Source organism: Nocardia sp. NPDC058480 (assembly GCF_042720495.1).
Taxonomy (GTDB): domain Bacteria; phylum Actinomycetota; class Actinomycetes; order Mycobacteriales; family Mycobacteriaceae; genus Nocardia.
The window spans coordinates 1-20,462 of sequence record NZ_JBHXMN010000007.1 but is presented as its reverse complement, the minus strand read 5'-3'; the positions used below and the strand labels follow the sequence as shown (position 1 = coordinate 20,462).

General features: G+C 67.2%; 18 protein-coding genes. 11 read left to right on the top strand and 7 right to left on the bottom strand.

Features of this window, described 5'->3' with window-relative positions; genetic code table 11:
- Nucleotides 1-52: 52 nt before the first annotated feature.
- A complete protein-coding gene (locus ACFWO8_RS18305) occupies nucleotides 53-601 on the bottom strand; it encodes a hypothetical protein (RefSeq protein ID WP_378952130.1) in 549 nt (182 codons plus the stop codon).
- Nucleotides 602-817: 216 nt separating this feature from the next.
- Between ACFWO8_RS18305 and aceE the strand changes: the two genes are divergently transcribed.
- The 7 genes from aceE to ACFWO8_RS18270 all read left to right on the top strand — a co-directional run bounded on the left by aceE (nucleotide 818) and on the right by ACFWO8_RS18270 (nucleotide 10,110).
- Nucleotides 818-3,700 carry a pyruvate dehydrogenase (acetyl-transferring), homodimeric type gene (gene aceE / locus ACFWO8_RS18300; RefSeq protein ID WP_378952126.1) on the top strand — a complete coding sequence of 961 codons (2,883 nt, stop codon included), beginning with the start codon at nucleotides 818-820 and terminating at the stop codon, nucleotides 3,698-3,700.
- Nucleotides 3,701-3,744: 44 nt separating this feature from the next.
- Entirely contained in the window at nucleotides 3,745-5,046 is a 1,302-nt protein-coding gene (locus ACFWO8_RS18295) for a PucR family transcriptional regulator (protein WP_378952933.1), read from the top strand.
- A 127-nt stretch (nucleotides 5,047-5,173) separates the two neighbouring features.
- Nucleotides 5,174-6,088 carry an ACP S-malonyltransferase gene (locus ACFWO8_RS18290; protein ID WP_378952123.1) on the top strand — a complete coding sequence of 305 codons (915 nt, stop codon included), beginning with the start codon at nucleotides 5,174-5,176 and terminating at the stop codon, nucleotides 6,086-6,088.
- A 79-nt stretch (nucleotides 6,089-6,167) separates the two neighbouring features.
- The gene (gene acpM / locus ACFWO8_RS18285) at nucleotides 6,168-6,473 is read left to right on the top strand and encodes a meromycolate extension acyl carrier protein AcpM (protein WP_062992023.1); all 306 of its coding nucleotides are present in this window, start codon (nucleotides 6,168-6,170) and stop codon (nucleotides 6,471-6,473) included.
- A gap of 9 nt (nucleotides 6,474-6,482) precedes the next feature.
- Nucleotides 6,483-7,739 (top strand): KasA/KasB family beta-ketoacyl-ACP synthase, encoded by a 1,257-nt coding sequence (locus ACFWO8_RS18280; RefSeq protein WP_378952119.1) that lies wholly within the window; start codon nucleotides 6,483-6,485, stop codon nucleotides 7,737-7,739.
- A 118-nt stretch (nucleotides 7,740-7,857) separates the two neighbouring features.
- The gene (locus ACFWO8_RS18275) at nucleotides 7,858-9,288 is read left to right on the top strand and encodes an acyl-CoA carboxylase subunit beta (RefSeq protein WP_378952116.1); all 1,431 of its coding nucleotides are present in this window, start codon (nucleotides 7,858-7,860) and stop codon (nucleotides 9,286-9,288) included.
- 363 nt (nucleotides 9,289-9,651) lie between these two features.
- Nucleotides 9,652-10,110, top strand: coding sequence for a winged helix-turn-helix transcriptional regulator (locus tag ACFWO8_RS18270; RefSeq protein WP_378952113.1), 459 nt, complete (start codon nucleotides 9,652-9,654; stop codon nucleotides 10,108-10,110).
- 14 nt (nucleotides 10,111-10,124) lie between these two features.
- On the opposite strand, the gene ACFWO8_RS18265 is transcribed toward ACFWO8_RS18270, so the two are convergent.
- Together ACFWO8_RS18265 and ACFWO8_RS18260 are read right to left on the bottom strand one after the other, a co-directional pair.
- Nucleotides 10,125-10,820 (bottom strand): nitroreductase, encoded by a 696-nt coding sequence (locus tag ACFWO8_RS18265; protein WP_378952110.1) that lies wholly within the window; start codon nucleotides 10,818-10,820, stop codon nucleotides 10,125-10,127.
- A gap of 119 nt (nucleotides 10,821-10,939) precedes the next feature.
- Complete coding sequence (locus tag ACFWO8_RS18260; protein ID WP_378952107.1) at nucleotides 10,940-12,775, bottom strand: VWA domain-containing protein; 1,836 nt, start codon at nucleotides 12,773-12,775, stop codon at nucleotides 10,940-10,942.
- Between the two features lie 194 nt (nucleotides 12,776-12,969).
- On the opposite strand from ACFWO8_RS18260, the gene ACFWO8_RS18255 reads away from it, so the two are divergent.
- Nucleotides 12,970-14,757 (top strand): Eco57I restriction-modification methylase domain-containing protein, encoded by a 1,788-nt coding sequence (locus ACFWO8_RS18255; RefSeq protein ID WP_378952104.1) that lies wholly within the window; start codon nucleotides 12,970-12,972, stop codon nucleotides 14,755-14,757.
- Here ACFWO8_RS18255 and ACFWO8_RS18250 read toward each other — a convergent pair.
- From ACFWO8_RS18250 to ACFWO8_RS18240, 3 genes are all read right to left on the bottom strand, one after another.
- Nucleotides 14,725-15,336 carry a TetR/AcrR family transcriptional regulator gene (locus ACFWO8_RS18250; protein ID WP_378952101.1) on the bottom strand — a complete coding sequence of 204 codons (612 nt, stop codon included), beginning with the start codon at nucleotides 15,334-15,336 and terminating at the stop codon, nucleotides 14,725-14,727. The genes ACFWO8_RS18255 and ACFWO8_RS18250 overlap by 33 nt on opposite strands.
- A 7-nt stretch (nucleotides 15,337-15,343) precedes the next feature.
- On the bottom strand, nucleotides 15,344-15,532 hold the full coding sequence (locus tag ACFWO8_RS18245) for a hypothetical protein (RefSeq protein ID WP_378952098.1): 189 nt from the start codon (nucleotides 15,530-15,532) through the stop codon (nucleotides 15,344-15,346).
- A 116-nt stretch (nucleotides 15,533-15,648) separates the two neighbouring features.
- Complete coding sequence (locus ACFWO8_RS18240; RefSeq protein ID WP_378952095.1) at nucleotides 15,649-16,164, bottom strand: gamma carbonic anhydrase family protein; 516 nt, start codon at nucleotides 16,162-16,164, stop codon at nucleotides 15,649-15,651.
- Between the two features lie 641 nt (nucleotides 16,165-16,805).
- Between ACFWO8_RS18240 and ACFWO8_RS18235 the strand changes: the two genes are divergently transcribed.
- Together ACFWO8_RS18235 and ald are read left to right on the top strand one after the other, a co-directional pair.
- Nucleotides 16,806-17,009: a hypothetical protein gene (locus tag ACFWO8_RS18235; RefSeq protein ID WP_378952092.1), complete on the top strand. Its 204-nt coding sequence runs from the start codon at nucleotides 16,806-16,808 to the stop codon at nucleotides 17,007-17,009.
- Nucleotides 17,010-17,037: 28 nt separating this feature from the next.
- Complete coding sequence (gene ald, locus ACFWO8_RS18230) at nucleotides 17,038-18,150, top strand: alanine dehydrogenase (protein WP_378952089.1); 1,113 nt, start codon at nucleotides 17,038-17,040, stop codon at nucleotides 18,148-18,150.
- A gap of 151 nt (nucleotides 18,151-18,301) precedes the next feature.
- Here ald and sigJ read toward each other — a convergent pair whose 3' ends face one another.
- Nucleotides 18,302-19,228, bottom strand: coding sequence for an RNA polymerase sigma factor SigJ (gene sigJ, locus ACFWO8_RS18225; RefSeq protein WP_378952086.1), 927 nt, complete (start codon nucleotides 19,226-19,228; stop codon nucleotides 18,302-18,304).
- A gap of 117 nt (nucleotides 19,229-19,345) precedes the next feature.
- Between sigJ and ACFWO8_RS18220 the strand changes: the two genes are divergently transcribed.
- The gene (locus ACFWO8_RS18220; protein ID WP_378952083.1) at nucleotides 19,346-20,269 is read left to right on the top strand and encodes a cobalamin biosynthesis protein; all 924 of its coding nucleotides are present in this window, start codon (nucleotides 19,346-19,348) and stop codon (nucleotides 20,267-20,269) included.
- Nucleotides 20,270-20,462: the final 193 nt, after the last annotated feature.

The window sequence follows — 20,462 nt, the reverse complement described above, 5'->3', positions numbered from 1 at the left end:
TCGGATGAATTGGGACCGTATGCCGCGTGTCGGCAGGGCAAAATCGACCGTCTCAACAGGCGTCGTGGACTGCGGTGCGTGCCTGGTTGATGGCCTTGCTGGCTTCGTTGAGCTTGCCGACAGGTGAGTTGTAGGTCATCTTTCTGGTCTGCGCGGATAGCTCGCGCGCCGCGACGACATAGGCGGTGAACTTGTCGGCCAGCTCGGTCGGCAAGGCGCCCGCCGCGGCGACGACGCCCGCCTCGACTTTGGTCGCCGCGTTGTCGAGGGTGGTGGCCGCGGACTCGCGCTTGGCGGCGTAGTCGGGGGCGTTCGTGTCGTGCGCGGAGACGAAGTCGTTGTAGGCGGTGACACCGGCGCCGGTGGTGGTGGCGAACTGCCCGCAGTTGTCGGTGATCGCCCGCTCTCGCGCGGCAGCGGCACGCGAGGACGCGGCCGCCGAGGACGACGCGGCGGCCGCCGTCTTGTAGGCGGCCACTTCGGCCGCGTCGGTCGTCGGCGTGCCGGGGATCTGCTCGGCGCACCCCGCTACCACCGAACCCGCGGTCACGGCGACAAAGGCGCAGATCAGCCCCAGCCGGCGCGCGTGCAGCACCCTCATCGTTCGGCGTTCCCTCTCACTCACGTGCGCGACTCGTATTTCCCCGCAGAACCTACCCAATGGTATTCGCGTCGAGGTGATGACCTGGGCAGTCCTTTCGGTAAGGATGGGGGGTGCACCCGAACCTTTCGTCACGGGTGGTCCGCACACCAAGCGGGCAGGCCCGGGGATAGCGACGCCGACCAAGCAGTTCAGCCCCCATCACGAGGAGCAGATTTGACCGACCTGATCCACTCTGCAGCTTCTAACGATCCAGTAGCCAGCTCCACTGCGGGTGGTGAATCCACCACCAAACCCACCGGTGAACGGGTGCGGGTCATCCGTGAGGGAGTCGCGTCGTATCTACCCGATATCGACCCCGAAGAGACCAGCGAGTGGCTGGAATCCTTCGACGACATGCTCGACCGGGAAGGTCCGGGCCGTGCCCGGTATCTGATGTTGCGATTGCTCGAGCGCGCAGGCGAACGCCGTGTCTCGATTCCGGCGCTCACCTCCACCGATTACGTCAACACGATTCCCACCGAGAACGAGCCGTGGTTCCCCGGTGACGAGGAAGTCGAGCGCCGCTTCCGCGCCTGGATCCGGTGGAATGCCGCGATCATGGTGCATCGCGCGCAGCGCCCCGAAATCGGTGTCGGCGGCCATATTTCGACGTACGCGTCCTCGGCGGCGTTGTACGAGGTGGGATTCAACCACTTCTTCCGTGGCAAGGACCATCCCGGCGGCGGCGACCACATCTACATCCAGGGCCACGCCTCGCCCGGTATCTACGCGCGCGGTTTCCTCGAGGGCCGCCTCAGCACGGACCGGCTCGACGGATTCCGTCAGGAATACAGCCACGGCGGCCTCGGCAAGGGACTGCCGTCCTACCCGCACCCGCGGCTGATGCCGGACTTCTGGGAATTCCCGACGGTGTCGATGGGCCTGGGCCCGATGAACGCGATCTATCAGGCCAGGTTCAACCACTACCTCACCGATCGCGGCATCAAGGACACCTCCGACCAGCACGTCTGGGCCTTCCTCGGCGACGGCGAGATGGACGAACCCGAGTCGCGCGGCCTGATCCAGGTGGCCGCCAACGAGGCACTCGACAACCTCACGTTCGTGATCAACTGCAACCTGCAGCGGCTCGACGGCCCGGTGCGCGGCAACGGCAAGATCATCCAGGAACTGGAGTCGTTCTTCCGCGGCGCGGGCTGGAACGTGATCAAGGTGGTCTGGGGTCGCGAGTGGGACGCGCTGCTCGGCGCCGACCGCGACGGCGCGCTGGTGAACCTGATGAACTCCACCCCTGACGGTGACTACCAGACCTACAAGGCCAACGACGGCGCGTACGTGCGCGACCACTTCTTCGGCCGCGATCCGCGCACAAAAGCGCTGGTGCAGAACATGTCCGACAGCGAGATCTGGAATCTCAAGCGCGGCGGCCACGACTATCGCAAGGTCTACGCGGCGTATTCGGCGGCGATGGCGCACAAGGGTCAGCCGACGGTGATCCTGGCCAAGACGATCAAGGGCTACACCCTCGGCAAGCACTTCGAGGGCCGCAACGCCACCCATCAGATGAAGAAGCTGGCGCTGCAGGACCTCAAGGACTTCCGCGATCTGCAGCGCATCCCGATCAGTGATGCCGAGCTGGAGAAGGACCCGTACCTGCCGCCGTACTACCACCCCGGCATGGACGATCCGTCGATCCAGTACATGCTGGCCCGGCGCAAGTCGCTCGGCGGTTTCGTGCCCGAGCGTCGCTCGTCCGCCGAGCCGCTGAAGCTACCGGGCGATGAGGCCTATCGTTCGGTGCGCAAGGGTTCGGGCAAGCAGAAGGTCGCCACCACCATGGCGCTGGTGCGTCTGGTCAAGGAGCTGTTGCGCGACAAGGAGATCGGCAAGCGCATCGTGCCGATCATCCCCGACGAGGCCCGCACCTTCGGCATGGATTCGTGGTTCCCCACGCTGAAGATCTACAACCGCAACGGCCAGCTCTACACCTCGGTCGACGCGGAACTGATGCTCGCCTACAAGGAGAGCACCGTCGGCCAGATCCTGCACGAGGGCATCAATGAGGCGGGTTCCACCGCGTCGTTCACCGCGGTGGCCACCTCCTACGCCACCCACGGCGAGCCGATGATCCCGCTCTACATCTTCTATTCGATGTTCGGGTTCCAGCGCACCGGCGACAGCTTCTGGGCCGCGGCCGACCAGCTGGCACGCGGATTCGTGCTCGGCGCCACCGCGGGCCGCACCACCCTCACCGGTGAAGGTCTGCAGCACAACGACGGGCAGTCGCTGCTGCTGGCGTCCACCAATCCGGCCGTGGTGACCTACGATCCGGCGTTCTCGTTCGAGATCGCGCACATCATCCGCGATGGTCTGCACCGGATGTACGGCGGCGGCGAGGCACCGGCCAGTCAGCTGCCCGGCACCGATGCGCCCGCGGTCGGCACGTTCGGCGGGGAGAACATCTTCTACTACATCACCCTGTACAACGAGCCCTACCAGCAGCCGGCCGAGCCCGACGACCTCGACGTGGCGGGTCTGCTCAAGGGTCTGTACCTGTATCAGCGCGGTGCTGAGGGCGATGTTCGCGCCCAGATCCTCGTTTCCGGCGTGACCGTGCCCGACGGGCTGCGCGCGCAGGAGATGCTGGCGCAGGAGTGGGGAGTGGCCGCGGATGTGTGGTCGGTGACCTCGTTCGGCGAGCTGCGCCGGGAGGCGCTCGACAAGGAGATCATGGCGCTCAAGCACCCTGATTCCGATCCGGGTTCGCCTTATGTCACCCAGGCGCTCTCGGCCGCGCGTGGACCGGTGGTCGCCGCGACGGACTGGATGCGCGCGGTGCCCGATCAGATCCGGCAGTGGGTGCCCGGCGACTACATCACCCTCGGGACCGACGGGTTCGGCTTCTCCGATACCCGGACGGCCGCTCGCCGGGTGTTCAACGTCGACGCGCAGTCGATGGTGGTCGCGGTGCTGGAGGGCCTCGTCCGGGACGGCACGTTCGACAAGGCGAAGGCGGTGGAAGCGGCCGCGAAATACGGCATCGACAGCGTGGCCGCCGCGCCGAAGCCGAGTGCGGACGCGGCAGAGGAACTCGCGTAGCGGACTATTGGACTGTGGAGCGCAAACCGCCGCGGCCCCGTCGGATCACCGAGGGCACCAGCGAACACGAGGTCTATCTGCCGACGGGGGCGCTGTCCCCGAACCGGCAGACCCGTGATCCGCTGCCCGACACGCTGCTCAAGCGGGTCAAGCAGTTCTCGGGCCGGCTGTCCACCGAGGCGGTGGGGTCGATGCAGGATCGGCTGCCGTTCTTCGCCGATCTGGACGCCGCGCAGCGCGCGGGCGTGCAGATGCTGGTGCAGACGGCGGTCGTGAACTTCCTGGAGTGGTTGCAGGATCCCGACTCCGATATCCGCTTCAGCCTGGACGCGTTCCAGGTGATTCCGCAGGATCTGGCGCGGCGGCTCACGCTGCGCCAGACCGTGGACATGGTGCGGGTGGCCATGGACTTCTTCGAACAGTGGCTGCCCGCGCTGGCGCGCAACGATCGTCAGCTGGTGGCGCTTACCGAGGCGGTGCTGCGATACGGGCGTGAGCTCGGCTTCGCGGCCGCCTCGGTGTACGCCAGCGCCGCCGAGTCGCGTGGCGCGTGGGATACCCGCCTGGAGGCCCTGGTGGTCGACGCGGTGGTCCGGGGCGACACGGGCCCGGACATGCTCTCCCGGGCCGCCACGTTGAACTGGGACGCCACAGCGCCCGCCACGGTGCTGGTCGGCACGCCCCCGGCGGACCAGGGTGTGTCCACGGTCGGCGCGGTACACACCATCGCGACCAAACACGGCAGGGCCGCGCTGGCGGTGGTGCAGGGCGCGCGGCTGGTGATGGTGGTCAGCGGGCACCTGGGGGAGTCGGGCATCGGTTCGCCGTTCCTCACCGATCTACTGGCCGAGGTGTTCTCCGGCGGTCCGGTGGTGATCGGGCCGACGATGCGCACCCTCGGCGCCGCGCACGCGTCGGCGATCGAGGCGTTGGCGGGGATGGAAGCCGTTGTCGGCTGGCGCGGGGCGCCAAGGCCCGTTCACGCCACGGAGTTGTTGCCGGAACGCGCGTTGCTGGGCGATAGAGCTGCGATAGAGGCGTTGAACGAGTATCTTGTGCTCCCGTTGGCTGCTGCCGGATCTTCGTTATCCGACACACTCGACGCGTACCTGGATTGTGGCGGAGCAGTAGAAACTTGCGCTCGGCAGCTGTACGTCCATCCAAATACCGTTCGGTACCGACTCAAACGAATCGGCGAAGTCACCGGCCGTGATCCGATGAATCCGCGGGACGCATATGTGCTCCGAATTGCAGCAACAGTGGGCCGTTTGACACGAACGCATAACGAATCGTCTCCTCCCGTCACAGAAGCCCCGCCCATCCCAATGGCTCACGACCCCCTGTAACGGGATTGGTGAATCGGTCGATCCCGACACCCCACCTCGGATTTTGTGGAACCCCTACAAAAGCGATCGGAAAGCTTCATTCGCGCCGACATCTCGTGCGGCGGGGGTCACAGTGTTGTCTTAGGGAGTGATCGCGTTGCTTACCCCTGGACAGGGGTCCCAGACACCCGGCATGCTCACGCCGTGGCTCGCACTGCCCGGTGCGACTGATCGCCTCGAGCTGTGGTCGAAGGCCGCGGGCCTCGATCTGGTCCGTCTCGGTACCACCGCGACGGCCGAGGAGATCGTCGACACCGCGGTGACGCAGCCGCTCGTGGTCGCCGCCGCACTGCTCGCGTTTGCCGAAATCGCCCCTGGGTCGATTCCGGCCGATACAGTCGTCGCCGGACACTCGGTCGGCGAATTCGCCGCAGCCGCTGTCGCCGGTGTCATCACCGCCGACGAGGCAGTCGCCCTCGCCGCTATCCGCGGCCGGGAGATGGCCAAGGCCTGTGCGCTGGAGCCGACCGGAATGTCCGCGGTGCTCGGTGGCGACGAAGCCACCGTGCTCGCACGGCTCGCCGAACTCGATCTCGTCCCGGCCAACCGCAACGCGGTCGGCCAGATCGTCGCAGCGGGCCGCCTGGAAGCTCTGGCGGAGCTCGCCGCGAACCCGCCGGAGAAGGCACGGGTCCGCGCGTTGCCCGTCGCCGGTGCGTTCCACACCGTCTTCATGGCCCCGGCACAGGAAGCTGTCGCCGATGCCATCGCCCAGATCTCGCCGAGCGACCCGATCCGGACCCTGCTGTCGAACTTCGATGGCAAGCCGGTCACCTCGGGCGCCGACGCGATCGAGAAACTCGCGGCTCAGGTCACTCGCCCCGTGCGCTGGGACCTGTGCAACGAGACCATTCGCGCCGCGGCCGTCTCGGCCGTGGTCGAGCTGCCGCCCGCGGGCACGCTGGTCGGCATCGCCAAGCGGGAACTGAAGGGCACGCCCAATCTGGCCCTCAAGACCCCCGAAGACCTCCCCGCGTTGGCCGAACTGACCACCTCGGGCTAGCTTTCCCCCGGCGGCCATGCACAGCGAAGTGCGGGCCGTTCACGACCCTACAAATAGAAACAAGAAGGGAGCCACCAAAGTGGCCGCTCTGACCCAGGAACAGATCGTCGAAGAACTCGGCAAGATCATCGAAGAGGTTACGGGTATCGAACCCTCCGAGGTGACCCTCGAGAAGTCCTTCGTCGACGACCTGGACATCGACTCGCTGTCCATGGTCGAGATCGCTGTGCAGATGGAAGACAAGTACGGCGTCAAGATCCCGGATGAGGATCTGGCCAGCCTGAAGACTGTTGGTGACTCCGTCGCTTACGTCCAGAAGCTCGAGGCCGAGAACTCCGACGTTGCCGCCGAGCTCAAGGCCAAGTTCGACAGCGCCGGCGAGTAGGGCCGAACTTTGACCACTCCTGCTCCCAGTACTTTGAACGGGAACTTCCCCAACGTCGTCGTCACGTCGATGGCGGCGACCACGTCGATCGCTGGTGATGTCGATGCGACGTGGAAGGGACTCCTCAACGGTGAGAGCGGAATCGACGTTCTCGAGGATCCCTTCATCGAGGAATACGACCTGCCGGTGCGAATCGGCGGTCACCTGAAGGTCAGCCCCGACACCCTGTTGAGCCGGGTCGAGATCCGCCGCATGGCGTATGTCGAGCGCCTGGCGACCGTCCTCGGTCGTGAGGTGTGGAAGAACGCGGGCAGCCCTGAGGTCGACAACGACCGTCTCGGCGTCGCGATCGGCACCGGACTCGGCGGCGGCGACGCCCTGATCGACTCGGTCGACAAGCTGAAGAACGGTGGCTATCGCAAGATCTCGCCGCTGGCTGTTCAGATGGTCATGCCGAACGGTCCGTCGGCGGTCGTCGGTCTCGAGCTGAAGGCCAGGGCGGGAGTGGTCACTCCGGTCTCGGCGTGCTCGTCGGGTTCGGAGGCCATCGCCAACGCGTGGCGGATGATCGTGATGGGTGACGCCGACATCGTCGTCACCGGTGGTGTCGAGGGCTTCATCTCCGATGTGCCGATCGCGGCGTTTTCGATGATGCGAGCCACGAGCACCCGCAACGATGATCCGAAGGGCGCGTCTCGGCCGTTCGACAAGGACCGCGATGGTTTTGTCTTCGGCGAAGCGGGCGCACTCATGGTCATCGAGACCGAGGAGCACGCCAAGGCACGCGGTGCGACCATCCACGCCCGCCTGCTGGGCGCGGGCATCACCTCCGACGGGTACCACCTGGTGGCACCTGATCCGGAGGGGACCGGTGCAGGACGCGCCATGCAGCGCGCGATGCGAACCGCCGGAATTACCCCGCGTGACATCGCGCACGTGAATGCCCATGCGACCGCGACCCCGATCGGCGACCTCGCCGAGAAGAACGCGATCCATTACGCCGGGGTGCAGCACGCTTCGGTGTACGCGCCCAAGTCGGCACTGGGCCACTCGATCGGTGCCGTCGGCGCCCTCGAGTCGATCCTCACGGTGCTCTCGATCCGCGACGGCATTGTTCCGCCGACGCTGAACCTGGACAACCAGGATCCGGCGATCGATCTCGATGTGGTGCACGGGGAAGCCCGTCGCCAGGAAATCGAGTACGCGATCAACAATTCCTTCGGTTTCGGTGGGCACAACGTCGCGCTCGCCTTCGGTCGGGCATAAGCCGCCGACTGCATTCCGATCCCCGGTGGGGGTCGTGCCAACTGAATGGTTCGACTCCCACCGGCGGTTCGCCACAGCAGCCGCCGCAGCGGCATCTCTTTTCGAAGGAGTGAGCGCGATGACCATCATTGCTCCCGCGTTTCAAGACACCACCACAGATCCGCGCGACCCACTGGGTCGGCTCCAACGTTTCTTCGACCCCGGCACCGTCCTGCCGCTGCATCCGCGTGACCGCTCCGGCGTGCTCGCCGCGATCGGCGAGGTCGACGGTGTCCGCACCGTGGCCTACTGCTCCGACGCCACCGTCATGGGTGGCGCGATGGGCGTCGAGGGCTGCAAGCACATCGTCGACGCGATCGATACCGCGATCGAATCCGGCATTCCCGTCGTCGGGCTGTGGCACTCCGGTGGCGCACGCCTGGCCGAAGGTGTCGAGGCGCTGCACGCGGTCGGCCTGGTCTTCGAGGCCATGGTTCGCGCGTCCGGCCTCGTCCCCCAGATTTCGGTGGTGCTCGGTTTCGCCGCCGGTGGCGCCGCCTACGGTCCCGCGCTGACCGATATGGTCATCATGGCGCCCGAGGGCCGCGTGTTCGTCACCGGACCCGACGTGGTGCGCTCGGTGACCGGTGAGAACGTCGACATGGCGACCCTCGGCGGTCCCACCACACACTTCAAGAAGTCCGGTGTCTGCCACATCGCCGCCGACGACGAGGCCGATGCCATGCACCGCGCGCGTCGGCTGGTCTCGATGTTCGCCGAGCAGGGCGAGTTCGACCTGGTCGCGGCCGAGCACGGCGATGTGGACCTCAAGGCGATGCTGCCGGAGTCGGCCAAGCGCGCCTACGACGTGAAGCCGATCGTGCACGAGTTGCTCGACAATGTCGACGGTGAGTCCTCCTTCGAGGAACTCCAGGGTGGTTACGCCCGCAGCATGGTCACCGGTCTCGGCCGTCTCGGCGGCCGCACCGTCGGCGTCCTGGCCAACAACCCGCTGCGCCTCGGCGGCTGCCTGAACTCCGAAAGTGCCGAGAAGGCTTCACGTTTCGTGCGCCTGTGCGACGCGTTCGGCATCCCGCTGATCGTGGTCACCGACGTCCCCGGCTATCTGCCCGGCGTCGGCCAGGAACTCGAGGGCGTGGTCCGTCGCGGCGCGAAGCTGTTGCACGCCTTCGCCGAAGCACGCGTCCCCCGCGTCACCCTGGTGACCCGCAAGATCTACGGCGGCGCCTACATCGCCATGAACGCCCGCGCCCTCGGCGCCACCGCCGTCTACGCCTGGCCCGGCTCCGAAGTGGCCGTCATGGGCGCCAAGGCCGCCGTCGGCATCCTCCATAAGAAGGCACTCGCCGCCGCCCCCGAATCCGAGCGTGACGCTCTCCACGAGCGCCTTACCGCCGAACACGAGCAGCTCGCAGGCGGCGTCGAACGCGCCGTAGCCATCGGCGTAGTGGACGAGGTCATCGACCCAGCCAAAACCCGCAGCATCATCGCCACGGCCCTGGCCTCGGCACCGGCCCGCAAGAGCCACCACAAGAACATCCCGCTGTGATCTGACCGCGGTAGTCATTCGACGGCCGTCGCCACCCTCCTGATTCAGGAGACGGCGGCGGCCGTTTCGCTGTCGCTCGTCACTTCCTCCGTGGAATATTCGCGTGCGTTCGAAGCGGTCGGTCCGTAATCTTTCGCCCGATCAGAGGGGTGGCGATCACCGCGACAGCATCTTGATCGGAGCTACCGGACCGATCGACCTCGAGGTTGCCGAGGGATGCGAGGTCGACCTCTTGGGGACGCGATCGAAGTCGCGGACGGCATCCTGGCGGAAGATGCCGGATGTACCGCTGCGCGTGATGGTTGCCTACAAACTGCGGCGCCGCGAACAACGAGTAGGTGGTCGCCCGCGCATAATGGCAGGGTGCGCTATGAGGAACTCGCAGATGTCCCGTGTTCGATCACGCGGCCGCTGGTGATCTTCGGTGACCGCTGGACCTTGCTGATCTTGAAGTACAGCTTCGCCGGAGTGCGCCGGTTCAACGCGTTCCAGAGCGCGCTGGGAATTTCGCGAAGCCGATTAGGCGATCGCCTGGATCGGCTGATCGAACACGAAATCCTGGTGAAACGCCCCGCCGAGGACGGTGCCTACGAGGAGTATCGCCTCACCGAGAAGGGCCACGCCATCTATCCGATCCTGATGGCGATCCGCGACTGGGGCGACACCTACCTGGCGCCGGACGGTCCACCGGTGGAATACCGGCACCGAGGCTGCACGGGCGAAGCGCACACGCATCTGACGTGCGACAAGTGCGCCGTGGAGGTCACCGCTCGTGACATCGAGCCGGAAGCCGGTCCCGGAATGACCTCACGTCCGGCTTGACGCGGCGGCCCGGCTCAGGACGTGTGCCAGGTGATCTGGTCTTCGAGGGGGGCGCGGGCGGTGCGGAAGGTGTTGATGGGGTGGGCCGGGTCGGGGTGGCCGAAGGAGATGCCGAAGACGACCTTGCGGGTGTCGGGGATGGCGAAGTAGTCGCGGATGAACGGGGCGTAGGAGGCCAGCGCCGCCTGGGGGGCGGCGCCGAGGCCGAGGGCTTGGGCGCCGAGGAGGAAGTTCTCGAGCCAGAGGCCGCAGTCGATGGCGCCGTAGATGCCGAGGTCGGCCTCGGAGGTGACGATGGCGACGTGCGGGGCGCCGAAGAATTCGAAGTTGCGCACCATCTGGCGCATGGTCTTCTCGTGGTCGCCCTTGGCGATGCCGACGCTGTCGTAGAGCTGGAATCCGCAGGCGCGGCGACGGTCGCGGTAGACACCCTCGTAGGCGGCGGGGAATTCGAAATCGGGTGTGCTGCCGGAGGTTTGGATGTGTTCGAGCAGTTCCTTGCGGAACCGGTCGGTGCCTTCGCCCGTGGTGACCACGACCTGCCACGGCTGGGTGTTGCACCACGAAGGGGTGCGTTGCGCGAGGGTCAGTACCTGTTCGATGGTCGGTCGGTCGACCTGTTCGGGGAGGAACTGGCGGCAGGTCCAGCGTTCGTCGGCCAGCCGCTGGAGGGTGGCGAAATCGCTGCTGTCGTGGTCGGTCTGCGCCATCGCGCGGCTCCCTCTGGTGCGGAGAACTGGTCTCGTTTCGAGACTAACTTAGCAGTTGGGCCACCCATGCGGAACCCGCCGACACCGCGAACTCGGGTGTCGGCGCGATCGTGGGGAACCTAGCTGCGTCTACGGGCGACAACGAAGATCGCCGTGCCGATACCGGCGAGCAACGCCAGGCCGGCGCCGATCAGGACGTAGACGGTCCACGGCTCGGACGTCGTCGGCGAATCGCTGACGGCCACAGTCTTTTCCGGTGCGGCCTCCGTGCCGGCACCGATATAGGTCGGCCCCGGTTCGGCAGTGCCCGACACGGTGAGATCGAGCTGCACCGGAGCCGGTGGCATGGTGTCCGTGCCGCCTGGAGTGCCGAGTTTGACCGCGATGTAATACCAGCCGGCCACCGACGCACGCTTCACCTGCCCATCGGACTCCTCCCGGTTGGCGTACCGGACCGGCACCGAGGCGAGGGTGAGTTCGGCGCTCGACGTCCCGGTGTAGACCGTGGTGTCGGAGTCGATCTCCCGGCCGAGCGGCGAGTACATCGAGGTCGCCACATTCGTGGCGGTTCCGTACTTCACCCCGTCGGTCTCCGCGAAGCGCACCCGGTAGGCCAAACCCTGACCCCAGTCGAGTCGCACCCGGTAGAAGACGTACTCGCCGGGCTGCAGGGTATCGCTGTAATTGCCGCTGCCCTGCAGCGTCGAGGCGACCGTGAACGAGCCGCCGCCGGTGATCGGCTGCGGGGTGCCTGCCGGGTCGGTGAACGTGATCGCAGTGGTGTCGGCGGCGGGGCCGGGATCGGTGACGCCGGGCTCGATGCCGACGAGGACCTCTATCGGCAGGCGCGCGGGCGAGCCCTTGGACACCAGGTCCCAGTTGAGCTCGAAGTAATAGCGGCCCCCGCCTTTGCATTTGGCGGAGTTGGCGCCGGTGGGTTCTTCGGCCGCACCGTCGAACGCCTTGGCGACGGTGAGCGCGACACCGTCGCTGGCCGAGCCGCCGAGTTCGCGTTCGCGGATATTGCAGTCGATGCCGTCGCGCCCGAAGATGCGCAGTTCCAGCGCGTTCATGTCCTCGGACTGCGAGATGTCCTTCTGCCGGGGGAACGAGACGATCCCGGTGAAGTAGGCGGTGGCGCCCGCGGGCACGTCGACCGCGTAGAAGCGCTTCTCCTGCTGGCCGATGGTGTCGAGGTACTGACCCGGCTTCGCGACCGGGGCGGTGCTGTATTCGCCGGTGCCGGTGATGGGCGTGCCGGTGGCCTGGTAGTTGCGCAGGGCGGCCGAACTCACCCGCGGCAGAATGCGTTCCAGCGCGGCGCCGTCGGCGGCGTCGCTGTAGGTGCCGCCGGTGGCCTGTGCCATGCAGGTGAGCTGGGCCCGCGCCTTGTCGTCGACGGCGAACCCGATCGAATGCACGATCAGGTCGAGGCCCTGCTGCTTCAACTCCGCGGCGACCTCGCACGGGTCCGGCGGCGAACAGGTGTCGTCACCGTCGGAGACGAGCACGATCGAACGTGGCCCGGAATCGGGCAGCGCGTCGGCGGCCTGGCGCAGCGCGGTGCCCATCGGGGTCCAGCCGCGCGCGTGGATGCCGTCGACCGCGGCGGTGAGTGCGGGCTTGTCGATGGTCGTCGGCTGTTGCAGCACCTGGACGTCGCGGCAGCCTGCCGCCTTGTCCGCCTCGGAATTGCTGGTGCCGGTGCCGTAAGTGGTGAGTCCGACCGAGGATTCGGCGGGCGCCGAGGCGACGAAGCTACGGACCGCCCGCTTGGCGGAATCCATCATGGTGCCGCCCTGATCGGGGCGCTCCATCGAGCCGGAGGCGTCGAGGATCAGCATGGTCGGCGCGTATTGTCCGGGGTCGGCCTGCGCAAGCGCCGGGAGCGACGCGGGCAGCACGGTGAGGGCTACGGCGGTGAGTGCGGCGGTCAGCGTGCTGAGTCTCGGCATCGTCCTCGGCTTCGGTGCAGCGGGGTGAAACCGGACAGACGTTACCCATCGCCCGGTGGCCGCTCTACCCCTGTTGAAGTGGTGCAACCCACTGTTTGAAATGCTCGATCGCGTTTGCGCAGGTGAGGTAGTTGCGCCGGGTCTCGGCTCGCGCCTGCGGTGCATCGGGGCAGTTCCGGGGCACAATCGATCGCATGGCTTCGCAGGCCCGCGACGCGCAGGAGCGCAAACGGCACGGCAGGCACTACACGCCACCGGACCTCGCGCGGTTCCTGGCGCGACGGGCGCTGCGGTACGTGCCACGCGCCGCAACGCTGCGTGTGCTCGACCCGGCCTGCGGAGATGGCGAGCTGCTGCTGGCGGTGCATCGGGAAATCGCTTCGGGGGCACCGGATATCGCGGTTCACCTCACCGGATATGACCTGGATCGACAGGCTGTCGACGAGACCGGAGGGCGGGCCGCCGCGCTCGGTGTCGAAATAGATTGCCGTGCGGGCGATTTCCTGTCGGCAGCCGCTCATCTGGCGGACGGCTCATTCGACTTGATCATCAGCAATCCGCCGTATGTCCGGACCCAGCAGCTGGGCGGCCCGACTGCCCAACTGCTGAGCAAACAGTTCGGCCTCCGCGGACGGATCGACCTCACCCATCCCTTCGTTGCCATCGCGCCGCGGCTGTTGGATGCCGGGGGAGTGCTCGGGTTACTTTGTGCCAACCGGTTTCTCACCACTCGGGCCGGGGCGAACCTGCGTCGGATCCTCACCGGTGAACTGACGCCGGTGGAGCTCTACGACCTCGGTGACACCAAACTCTTCACCGCCGCGGTGCTGCCCGCGATCACCGTAGCCGTGCGCGGCACCGGCCCACCCGACTGCCGCTACGTCTCGGTCTATGAGGAGGTGGGGGTCGAACCCGACTGCACCACCGAGCTTTTCGACGCGCTGGCGGGCGAGGACGCCTGTCTTCTCGGCGCCGGGGGGCGGGTGTTCGCGGTGGAGGTCGGCGTGTTGGCGACGGGCGAAGCGCGCGGGTCCGCGACCATCGCTCCGCTCCCGGCAGGCCCGCCGCGGCCGGCGAGTGTGCTGGTCGAGGCGTCCGTCGACTCGCGAACGGTCGACGGTGGCCGGTCCGGTCGTCACGGTGACACCGCTTGGCGCATGTCGCGCCCCTCGGTCGATCACTGGCTCGGCCGGATCGCCGATCGCACCTGGCGCTCGTTCGGGGAGGCCGCGCGCATCAGGGTGGGGATCAAGACGACGGCGGATCGGGTGTTCATCTCGGACCGGTGGGACCAGATGGATCCGACACCCGAGCCGGAACTGTTGCGGGAGTTGATCACTCACCACGATCTGCAGCCGTGGCGGGTCGCGATGGCGCGTGGCACGAGGGTGCTCTATCCCTACGATCTGCTCGAGCCCAGACGCACCCCGATCGATCTTGCCGAATTCCCTTGTGCAGCAGAGTATTTGCGGTCCCACGAGGAGGTGCTGTCGGGCAGGCGTTACGTCCTCGACGGTGGCCGGAAGTGGTTCGAGATCTGGGTGCCACAACGCCCACACCTCTGGGGTGCGCCGAAATTGGTGTTCCCCGACATCAGCGCACGTCCACGATTCGCCCTCGATCGGTCGGGCGCGGTCGTCAACGGTGACTGCTACTGGATCTCGCTCACCGATCTCGGCGTGGGCCGAGCGGCCACCGATCTGGCGTATCTGCTGATGGGCGTGGCGAATTCGGCGCTGGGTCTGCGGTTCTACGACGCTGTCTGCGGTAACCGGCTGTACTCGGGCCGCCGCCGCTGGATCACCCAGTACGTAGCGCGACTGCCGCTGCCCGATCCTGCCGGTGCGGCGGCGGGTGAGATCGTGCGAAGCGTGCGCGCGCTGCTGGAAGATGGTGTGCCGGTGGCTGATTCGGGGATCGATGAGGTGGTGGCGGCGGCGTTCGGGGTGTCAGTGGATGTCGCGGATGCCGACCATCGGTAGCAGTGTGCGCCGCGCGAACTCTCGTCCGGCCTCCGGATCGTCGAGCGGAATGAGCCCGTCGGGGGTCAGCGCCAGCGACAGGGCGAGTCGCGCCATGATCTCGGCGACCAGATCGGGGTCGAATTCGGGTACCCGCAGCTCGCGCAGCTTCTCGGCCAGATAGGCGCGCCCTACGGCGAGGATCGGTCCGGCCTCGGTGGTGAGCCGGGGCAGGATGATCTCCGGTTCGGTGCTGAGCAACCGGCGCAGCAGTTCGTTGCCCGCGATGGTGGTGACGAAGGCGACGAAGATCTCGACGAGCTGCTCGTCGGGTTCGGTGACCGCGCGGACCCGCTCGTCGATATCGGTCACATAGCGTTGCGCCTCGCGCACGCCGACGGCTTCGACCAGTTCGTTCTTGGATTCATAGCGTCGGTAGAGGGTGGCTGGGCTGATGCCGGCCCGCCGGGCGATCTCGCCCATGCTCGTGCGTTTGATCCCGAAGTCCAGAAACGCCGACAGCGCACTGTCGAGCAGCTTCTCTCCGTCGGTGACGGGCTTCTCGAGTATCCGCGCGAGGATCGACGAAACGGTAGGCATTACCCCATTATCCCTGTGGGGGCAGATCGAATGCGGCCATCTCCTGCTCGATCGCATTGGCCGCGAAATGAACTCCACGGGATCGGAGCTCGTGAACGCGGGATTGGAGTGCTTCGATGCCGCCGGGCTGGGCGGCGATATCGGCCACGCTGACCCGTCCCGCCGCTCGGTGCACACCGGAATGCACGTATGCCACCGTGATACCTCCTACCTCGCGTATCCGGTGCCGATCGCCACTCTCATGATCGCCACGCAATACGCAGGATAGATGCTATCAGGTAAACCTACTGGACGCTTGATCAATGTGACGGGTCACAACACCTCGGCATCGCGATGATTGGTCAGATTGTGCAGATACACCGCCGCGTTGAGCTTGATCCCATCCTGTTGGGCGGGGGTGAGCTCGCGACGCACCTTGCCCGGCACGCCCGCCACGAGTGAGCCGGGCGGAATCTGCGCGCCCTCGGGAATCAGGGCATTGGCCGCGATCAGGCTGCCCGCACCGATCACCGCGCCGTTGAGCACCGTCGCGCCCATGCCGACGAGTACATCGTCGCCGATGGTGCAGCCGTGCAGAATCGCATTGTGTCCCACCGAGACTCCGGCGCCGACGGTGAGCGCGAAACCGGGGTCGGCGTGCAGCACGCAGCCGTCCTGGATATTGGTGCGCGCGCCGATGCTGATCTGCTCGAGGTCGCCGCGCAGCACCGCCGAGTACCAGACGCCGACCTCGGCGCCGAGGCGCACCCGGCCGATCACGGTCGCGTTCGGCGCGATCCAGGCAGTGTCGTCGATCTCGGGCGTGAACCCGCTCACCTTGATGATCATGAACGTCATTATTGCGCCGTACCGCGGAACTGCGCGCGGTGGGCCGCCGGAGACGTCGCGGGCATGCGGTGGACGTGGCGGAGCGGGCGCCGGGGTCGGTGCGGGGTGAAATGTTTTCGGTGTGCGCGGCGATTACGAATAGTTCTGCTATCTAATATCTTTCGTTGACCCGCGCCCGCTGCTGTCGGGCGCGGGTCTGTGGGCTGAGGAGAAGAAATGTTGCGGAAGTTACTGCGGGGAAATCTATTCCGTGTGGTGCTCGGTGTGCTGATGGCCTTGGTGGTGTTCGCTGTCGGCGCGTGTTCGTCGGACGGCGGCAACTCCGGTGACTCCGGATCGAGTTCGGTGTCGAAGACTTCGGTGACCGCGACGACATCGGTGGCGCCGACGAGTTCGCCTGCGGCATCGACTGATCCGGGTGGTTCGGGTGGTGGATCGGCGCCGGAGTCGTCGTACTATCACTCGCCGACGCAGGCGGCGCCGGGCTCGCCCGCGCAGAGTGAGATCCCGCCCGGCTACAACTGTGTGCCCGGCCCGGACTGTGGAACAGACAGCTGTGGTCACAACGAATGCGGAATCCCGCCCGGGCACACCTGCGTGCCCGGCCCGGAGTGCGGAACAGACAGCTGTGGTCACAACGAATGCGGCGAAACAGCCCCGCCGGTCACGACAACCGTGGCCCCGACGACCACTACGTCACCCCCGGTGACGACAACGGAGCCGACAACAACTCCGCCGACGACCACCACCGTTGCGGCGACCGCCCCGGAAACCACGTCGAGCACGGCGGTTCCGGCCCCGGCGTAGCTGCCTCGGCCGCGACACGCGATCGAGGCGGCGGCTGAGCTCCGGCGCAGGTCCTAGGCTTGCCGGATGACGCGAACGGGCGTAATCGTCGGGGTGCCGACGGAGGTCAAGCCGCAGGAGTTCCGGGTGGCGCTCACGCCGGCGGGCGCCGCCGAACTGGTCGCGCACGGGCACGAAGTGCTCGTGCAGGCCGGTGCCGGTGTCGGATCGGGATTCGCCGACGACGCCTATCGCGCCACCGGGACGCGGATCGCGGCCGACGCAGATCAGGTCTGGGCTCGGTCGGATCTGGTGGTGAAGGTGAAAGAGCCGATCGCGCAGGAATATTCGCTGATGCGCCGCGATCAGGTGCTGTTCACCTTTCTGCATCTGGCGGCGTCGAAGGAATGCACCGACGCCATCCTGTCCTCGGGGATCGTCGCCATCGCCTACGAGACGGTGCGCGGGGCCGACGGATCGCTGCCACTGCTCGCACCGATGAGCGAGGTGGCGGGCAAGCTGAGTGCCCAGGTCGGGGCCTATCACCTGATGGCGCCGATGGGTGGCGGCGGCATGCTGCTCGGAGGCGTGCCCGGGGTGCGCCCGGCCGACGTGGTGGTGCTCGGCGGCGGCGTGGCGGGGACGAACGCGGCGAGTATCGCGGTCGGGATGGGCGCCAGGGTGAGCGTGCTCGATACGAATCTGGCGCGGTTACGTGAACTCGACGCGCGCTTCGCCGGCCGGGTCGGCACCCTCGCCTCGCACGCGCTCGAGATCGAAAAGGCTGTGGTCGCGGCAGATCTGGTGATCGGGTCGGTTCTGGTACCGGGGGCCAAGGCGCCGAAATTGGTATCCGACGAGCTCGTCGCGCGGATGCGGCCCGGCTCGGTACTCGTCGACATCGCCGTCGATCAGGGCGGTTGCTTCACCTCGACCCGGCCGACCACGCACGCGAATCCGACCTTCCCCGTGGCTGATTCGCTGTTCTACTGCGTAGCGAACATGCCCGGCGCGGTGCCGCACACCTCGACCGTGGCACTCACCAACGCCACTCTGCCGTTCGCGCTGGTGATCGCGGACAAGGGCTGGCGCGGAGCATGCGCCGCCGATCCCGGTCTGGCCGCCGGGCTCACGGCAGTCGACGGCAAACTGCTGTCCGCCGAAGTCGCGGCCGCGCACGGTTATTCGCTCGGCGCATAACGGAGACCGCCCGTTGGGCAAGTGGTCACCAGGCTGCGCAATCGTGCGTAGCCGTAGAGCGCCTGGCCGGCACCGATCGCGCTGGCGACCGGCAATATCGCCCGAGCGGAAATCCGCGCCAGTTCTTGATGATCTAGGTCCGCGCCCGACGTTATTTGCCGCCGCCCAGGTACCAGTCCGGGGCGCCCTCGGTAGGCAGGTCGCGGAGCTTGTCGGGATTGCGGACGATGTTGATCGCCACGACATGACCGGCGTCGATGACGAACGAGAAGACGCCGACGTTGGCGCCGTCGAAGACGACCAGCCCGGGCATGCCGTTGACCAGCACCGCCCGGCCCCAGCCGTTCGCGGTGTTGTACCAGCCGAGCAGCATCTTGGCGATGAGCTCCGCACCGCGCACCGGTTGACGGATGGCGGGCACCTTGCCGCCGCCGTCGGCGGTGAGGACCACGTTCTGGTCGAGCACGCCGAGCAGCGAACTCAGATCACCGGAGCGCCAGGCCAGCGCGAACGCCGAGACGACCTTCTCCTGCTCGGCCGGGGACGCGGGAAAACGTGGGGTGCCGTTCTCGACATGCTTGCGGGCGCGGGAGGCGAGCTGCCGGACCGCGGCGGGCGTGCGCCCGACTACCTCGGAGACCTCGGGGCCGGTCATACCGAACACATCTTGCAGCACGAACGCGGTGCGTTCGGCGGGCGACAACGACTCGAGTACGACCAGGAGCGCGGTGGTGACACGTTCGTCCTGGGAGATACGGTCGGCTGGATCGTCCCAGGAAGTGACCTCCGGTTCCGGCAGCCACTCGCCGACGTACTGTTCGCGGCGGGCGCGTGCGGACCCGAGCTGGTCCAGGGCGAGGCGGCCGATGACGGTGGTGAGCCAGGCGCGCAGGTTGTCGATCTCGTCCGCCTTGCCCGCTTCGAACTGTCGTTGCAGGCGCAGCCACGCGTCCTGCACCACGTCCTCGGCGTCGCTGATGCTTCCGAGCGTGCTGTAGGCGAGTCGTCGCAGGTAGGGGCGATGTTCCTCGAAGCGGCGGGCCAGTTCGGCCTGATCGAGAGGCTGCGGTGAGGTCATGGTGGGCGCCCGTTCGGTTGATCTTGCTCGGTCCCGGCGAGTCTAGAAGCGCCGTCACCGTGATGACGAACCAGCGGTCGCCGGTGTGACATCGCCGCCGCCCGCTACCCTCGGCCGGTGCGAAAAGGGACATCGACGGCGGTCGGGCTGGTGCTGGGATTCGTGCTCGATCGGGTGTTCGCCGATCCACGGCGGTGGCATCCGGTGGCCGGATTCGGGTCGGCGGCAGCGGCATGGGAGAAGGTGACCTATGTCGATGATCGGCGGGCCGGGGTGGTGCACGAGGTTGTCGCGGTCGGATCTGTGCTGGGGATCGGTGTGATCGGCGCCCGGGGTGGCCTGTTGGCTACCGCGCTGGCGACCTGGACCGCGCTAGGTGGGCGAAGTTTGGCGCGGGCGGGGCAGGCGATGGCGGATCGGCTCGATGCCGGCGATATCGCGGGGGCGCGGGAGCTGCTGCCGTCGTTGTGTGGGCGGGATCCTTCGGTGCTCGATGCTGACGGGTTGGCTCGGGCAGCGCTGGAATCCATTGCCGAGAACACGTCGGATGCGGCGGTGGCGCCGCTGATGTGGGGCGCGGTTGCTGGAGTCCCTGGCCTGCTCGGGTACCGCGCTGTCAACACACTCGATGCGATGATCGGGTATCGGAACGAGCGGTACGAGAACTTCGGCTGGGCCGCCGCTCGCACCGACGACATCGCCAACCTGATCCCCGCCCGCGTCACCGGGCTGCTCACTGCCGCCCTCGCCCCGCTGGTCGGCGGCACTCCGATGGCGTCGTTTCGCGCGTGGCGGCGTGACGCGGCCAAGCATCCGAGCCCCAACGCCGGGGTTGTCGAGGCGTCGATGGCGGGTGCGCTCGGCATCCGGCTCGGCGGGCTCACGCAGTACCGATACGGCACCGAATTGCGTCCCACTCTTGGCGACGGACCGGCACCTACGGTTGCGGACCTGCGTCGCGCGGTGCGGATGTCGGCGGCTGTGCAGGTCGGCGCGGTTGTGCTCGCCGGGGTGATTGCCGCGGTGCGGGGTAGGTGGTAGACGCGGCGAGGAGGGAAGGGACGACCAGGGTTCGGTAGTCCCGGTGGAGGGAAGGGACGGCCAGGGTTCGGTAGTCCCGGGCTGTATACGCTGTGTTTTTGGCGCGCTGGCGCGCGCGTGTCCGCGGCCCCAAGGGGCCGCCGGTTAGCGCTCGAGACTAGAGCCTTCGGCTCAGCGCTTTCGAGCGCTAACC